This is a genomic window from Psychrobacter sp. 4Dc (assembly GCF_002836715.1).
Lineage (GTDB): Bacteria > Pseudomonadota > Gammaproteobacteria > Pseudomonadales > Moraxellaceae > Psychrobacter.
On sequence record NZ_PJAT01000025.1, the window covers coordinates 1 to 5,192 of the forward strand.

At 43.8% G+C, this 5,192-nt stretch carries 5 protein-coding genes; all 5 read right to left on the reverse strand.

What is annotated here, in order from left to right; genetic code table 11:
- Positions 1-63: 63 nt before the first annotated feature.
- The gene (locus tag CXF61_RS01695) at positions 64-240 is read right to left on the reverse strand and encodes a hypothetical protein (RefSeq protein WP_165596935.1); all 177 of its coding nucleotides are present in this window, start codon (positions 238-240) and stop codon (positions 64-66) included.
- Between the two features lie 204 nt (positions 241-444).
- Positions 445-2,691, reverse strand: coding sequence for a type II secretion system secretin GspD (gspD, locus tag CXF61_RS01700; protein ID WP_165596936.1), 2,247 nt, complete (start codon positions 2,689-2,691; stop codon positions 445-447).
- 77 nt (positions 2,692-2,768) lie between these two features.
- Positions 2,769-3,674 carry a type II secretion system protein N gene (locus tag CXF61_RS01705; RefSeq protein WP_165596937.1) on the reverse strand — a complete coding sequence of 302 codons (906 nt, stop codon included), beginning with the start codon at positions 3,672-3,674 and terminating at the stop codon, positions 2,769-2,771.
- A complete protein-coding gene (gene gspN / locus CXF61_RS01710) occupies positions 3,675-4,502 on the reverse strand; it encodes a type II secretion system protein N (RefSeq protein WP_101204385.1) in 828 nt (275 codons plus the stop codon).
- Positions 4,503-4,731: 229 nt separating this feature from the next.
- A complete protein-coding gene (locus CXF61_RS01715; RefSeq protein WP_165596938.1) occupies positions 4,732-5,055 on the reverse strand; it encodes an H-NS histone family protein in 324 nt (107 codons plus the stop codon).
- Positions 5,056-5,192: the final 137 nt, after the last annotated feature.

Genomic DNA, 5,192 nt, shown 5'->3' on the forward strand with positions numbered 1-5,192 from the left:
ATTTTTATATAAGAATATTGCTATAGACGCATTACTGAGCTTTTATTTTCTAATTACTAACTTCTATTTTTTAGCTGCATTCTCACGAGCATCATTGATATCATTACCTTTAGATACGGTCTCATGGTTGTTTACTGTCTTCGTATTGTCCTTGCGACTACTGCGTCTAGGGATGAGCAATAGCGCAGTTGCAGCCACACTCAGTAAAAACAACTTCTTTGTATTCTTATAATTTGTCATCTTAGCTTCTGTTTTACTATGGTGGAAAACATAATACGTAACTCATTATTCTATTAGTAACCAATATACCTAAATATAAAAGCAGCTATGTTTATCTGTGTTATGAATACGCAAGCTAATGTACGATGTAACTAGTATCTATCACATCGTACATTAATTTATGTCAGTTGAATCATATTAACCGTTATATATAAGGCTAATATTTTAACGATTAAGAGGATAGGTCGTGATACCACTATTCGGGCTATCTACTCTCGTAAAACCTTGCGAAGTAGATTTTGGCGCTTGATCACGTTTAGGGATAAGGGGGTTGAGCGGCATGAGCTCGTAATCCGCACTGACATTACCATTCCAACCTTCAGTGCCACTCAATGGTAATTGCTTAATCGTACCGTTTTTATCAATGACCAGCTGCAACACTCGCATTTGATTGAATTTGCGTTCAGTCACACTCGCTACCGCGCCGCCATCACGTAAGATAGTCGGCTGTAAAAAGATAATCAAATTGCTCTTTTGGGTGCTGTCGTTGTCAGAACGAAAGAGTCTACCGATAACAGGAACATTGCCCAGTCCAGGAACCTTCTGTTGACGTGTGGTGGTGTTGTCACGCATCAGGCCGCCCAAGGCAATCGTTTGCTGATCATCCGCTAGAATGGTCGTATTAATAAGGCTTTTATTGGTAATTAGCCCACTGGCATTACCCGTACTGCCTGGTACGACTGACGAGACTTCTTGCGAGACCTCTAATCGTACTGTGCCATTGTCACCAATATGGGGAATGACATTCAGATTAATACCAATGTCTTGGCGATCAATTGTCTGAAATGGGTTGTTTGAATTATTGCCACTGGTGGTAAAAGAACCCGTAACAAAAGGTACGTTTTGACCAACTAAGATACTGGCTTTTTCATTATCCAATGTCAAAATCGATGGCATGGACAATAGATTAGCACTGGTAGATGAGTCAAGCGCCTGTAAAATAGCACCATAAAACTCTGTATTGCCCTGACTGTCTTTGCGACTGTCTCCAATACCTATCAATGCACCTGCGATAGAGCTGGCTGCAGCGCTAATACCTGCCGTACTCGTCCCTGCTAAAGCCGCCGCCGCAAGTGTCGTCGCGCTGGCTCCCACATTGTTAAAGTTGACCACTCCATAGCCACTGTTGGCGTTACCTAGTGCCCACTGAACACCTAGCTGGGTGGCATCATCGCCTGACACTTCAACAATGGCAGCTTGAATTAATACTTGTGCGCGGCGACTGTCTAATTGGTTGACTGCATCTTCAATCTCGAACATGAGCTCAGGTGCGGCGTTAACGATAACGGCATTTTGAGTTTCATCAGCGATAATACTAAACGGACGACCGCCCACCCCTGTGCTTGTGCCACTTGTGCTGCTAGTCGAGACAGCGGCCGCACTGCTACTACCAAGGCTATCGCTAGCTGCATTATTAATTGCAGCGCCTGTGCTGCTTACATCATTTAGTGAGGCTGATTCTAGTGTCGAGGTCGCGCCAGCACTATTGATAGATTGGTTAGCGAGTAAACCGCGTAACATATCGGCGATATGACCAGCACTAGCATACTTTAATCGAAAGACACGTAGACCACTTAAACGTCTGGTCGGCGTGGTATCCAACTGATTGACCATTTCTTGGACTTTAGCAATCATTTCAGGACTGCCTTTGACTAGCAGTCTATCGCTTGACGTATCAGCAATCACCTTTAGCTGATTGTTGCCACCTTGAGCTTGCCCGCTACCCGCACTTGAGACTAAGGCGCTAATCAACTCCATCATACGTTCGGCATCGACGTGGCGTAGTGGTATCACTTGCAAACTGTCATTTACATTGCTATCTAAATCACGGATAAGAGCTGTCAGTTGATTAAGACTGTCTGCTCGATCGGACAATACTAGTGCATTGACACCAGGTACAGCGGCCGCGTGAGCCGACTGCGGCATCAATGGCCGAATAACACCTAATACTTCTGCAGCTTGGGTGTTAGTCAAATAAATAACTCGAGTAGCGAGCGACTCGCCAACACTATCACCGCGTAAATCAACCGCCACACCAGATTGCTTAGCAATATTATCCGGTACCAGTTTTGTCGTCGTTCCTGACTCAATCGCAGCGATACCATTCACTTGCATCACGCTCAGAAATAACTGATAAATCTCATCACGGGACAAGGCTTTGTTAGAGATGACTGTGACATTGCCATTGATACGCGGATCAAGAACAAAGTTTTGATCTGTGATGGTCGCAACTTCATTGATAAAAGCTTTGATATCAGCGTCTTGCAAATTGACTTTCCAGCTCTCAGCATTGGCAAGACCAATACCAGCAGCCCATAATGGCACTGCTAGACAAAGTGGACGACACAGGCGCATCAAACGCTGCAGGCTACAGTACAAAGGCGTGGCTGAAAAATTCTGAAAACTTACCATATTGATGATTACCTACAGTGATATTGCTTACTATGTGCTGAATTTTTAAGGAGCAATTTTGCTAAAAACCTACCTTGCTAGAACTGCTGGCGAATCGTAATAACTTGCTCACCACGTTGAACCTCTATCTGCGCTTCACCTGCTTGCTGTACTTGCTGAAGTACACCAGCATCTTGCGCTGGGTTATTACCCACGCTCTGTCCGTTGACGGTCAGTACCTTATCGCCTGGCTCAAGCCCTAAACGATTACGTAGGCCAGCAGGCATCGCCGCTGTGACTTGGTAACTTTCACCTGATGCCATCACCCCCATTCTACTTAGATAACTGGCAGGGTTTTCTTGCAAGGCCGTAACCGCTTCTTCGATAGCCGACTGTGGACTTTTTGAAGTGTCTGCGCCAGTTGTCCCTTCTGTCTCAGGAATAGCGTTTTGTACTGGCTGGGGCGCTGTAGGCAACATGCTATTATTTGGCAAACGCTGATTACTTATTCCGCTTGCTAGCATATCACTTTGGTCTAATGGCATCGCCTCTGGCATTTTGATAACGGTTTCTTTATCGTTAGCATCAGCGATAATGACTGAATTCCAATCAACAGCCACGAGCGTATAATCGCTGTCTTTTAGCTCATCACCGATGCGGTAATTTTTGACTTCGCCATTGACATTCAATAAGGCGGAAGACATGCTCTCAGGTATGGCTAGTAGTACGCCTTTGAGCTCAATGTTGGGAGGTGGTTGCACGGCTGCGGTAACAGGATCGGGATCAGCAAAGATTGCAAATAAGCTGCTATAATCTTTGGTGGATTTGGCACTATTCTGTAGAGGCGCTAAAGGCAATGCAGGCGCTAGAGGTGCTGCTAGTAATAACCATAAAAGACGGGCGGCTGTCCAACATAGCCAAGCAATGGCTAACAACAATAGCCAACCTGAAAAGCGATTGAGAGTATTGATAACAGGTTTTAAGCTTGCGGCGATATTAAGCATTTAGTTCGCCCCCAAACCAGCTAACAATGGCTGGCGCACACTGACAACTGGCGTATCTTGAGGGGCTTGTCCTTTATACTCAGGCATGTTCTCTAGCAAGCGCTGCGTCAAACTGACATCGAGCATATTATCGCTATCGAGATACAGATCTCCCAAACGCTTATCTTGATTATTCAATAAATTGATATGCAGCAAATCTCTATTGTTTTTTTGCTCTGTACTAAGCTCGGCTCTTAGAGCAGGCATCGTAATATAAAAAACTTTGCCACCACTAGGATAGCCTACCTCACCACCAACCCAAGTCAATTGACCATCCGCGGCACTAAATCCGCTAACGTCTTTAGCAGGATCACTACTAGATGCGTCATTTTTATCAGCCTGACGCGTTAGCGATACATTATTTACTTGAATAGGGGTATTTGGCAGTTGCCAGTTGACCACACTCGCTAGCGTCTCAGGTGCAACTTTCCCACTCATGTTGTCAACTTGCCATGAGTTTAACCCAAGTTTAGCTTGCCCATTCAGCCGTGTCTGTGCTGAGTGGATATTCACATCCGCACCTAGCTTACCTATGAGTAGCTGCCAAGGCTGCCATGACCATTCCACCGTACCTGTAAGCGACGTCGATGACATAGGCAATTGCCAAATGGCAGCACCTTGCCATACATTGCCAGATAAATGCTGCACATAAGGCGTATCTGGCGCGTATTTCTCAAGTAACCATGCTGCTGGCATTTGCAACACAGCAAATAGCGCAAACAACACAAACCCCACTAGCCACCAAAGCTTACGGGGACGTTTATGAGAAAACTCAGATACTTGGGCCACAGTCGTACAACTCTTATATAAGACAAAAACGTCATTATCATAACAAACAATGGCATATAGATGACAGAAAAAAAGCCAGTATCTTTTTGCCAAAATACTGGCAGTAAAGATACTGGCTTTTATTTTCTCGAAAGCAGCTATATCTATCGCTAAATGGTTGTAAATACACCATTATAAATAGCAACTTCTAACTGGTTCACAGAAAGTAACTTTATAAGAAAACAGCTAATTAAATAGCAAAATCTTCGATATCACTACCTGCTGCGAGCGCTTCGACTAACCACGTTGGCTTACGACCACGGCCAGTCCAAGTTTCACTATGATCATCAGTATTACGATATTTAATACTGCGTTTTTTCTCTAACTTTTCACCAGCTTTCAGTATCTCTTCGATCGTTGCATTACTATCTTCTGCAATCTGCTCAAACTGCATATAGGCATCATACAAACGTTGGTGTTGTTTTTTGGCGATAAGTTGTTGAGCGTTTTCAGTGATAGCACGTAACTCATCCACGTTCAAATTTTCTAAATCAATTGCGTTATTTTTGCTCATAATAAATCCAACTATAAAATAAGAGTGTGGCCTCTATTGAGGTATTGTTTTTCGTGAAATAATGCAGAGAACAAATCGTTCATTGGCCATTAAATCTATGTATAAAATATAATTAATTCTAAAGAGTATTTAATTTC

Bases quoted from the DNA above. Each gene is read 5' to 3' on its own strand.
- CXF61_RS01705 (WP_165596937.1), bottom strand. From the start codon at position 3,674: ATGCTTAATATCGCCGCAAGCTTAAAACCTGTTATCAATACTCTCAAT.
- CXF61_RS01715 (WP_165596938.1), bottom strand. From the start codon at position 5,055: ATGAGCAAAAATAACGCAATTGATTTAGAAAATTTGAACGTGGATGAG.
- gspD (WP_165596936.1), bottom strand. From the start codon at position 2,691: ATGGTAAGTTTTCAGAATTTTTCAGCCACGCCTTTGTACTGTAGCCTG.
- CXF61_RS01695 (WP_165596935.1), bottom strand. From the start codon at position 240: ATGACAAATTATAAGAATACAAAGAAGTTGTTTTTACTGAGTGTGGCT.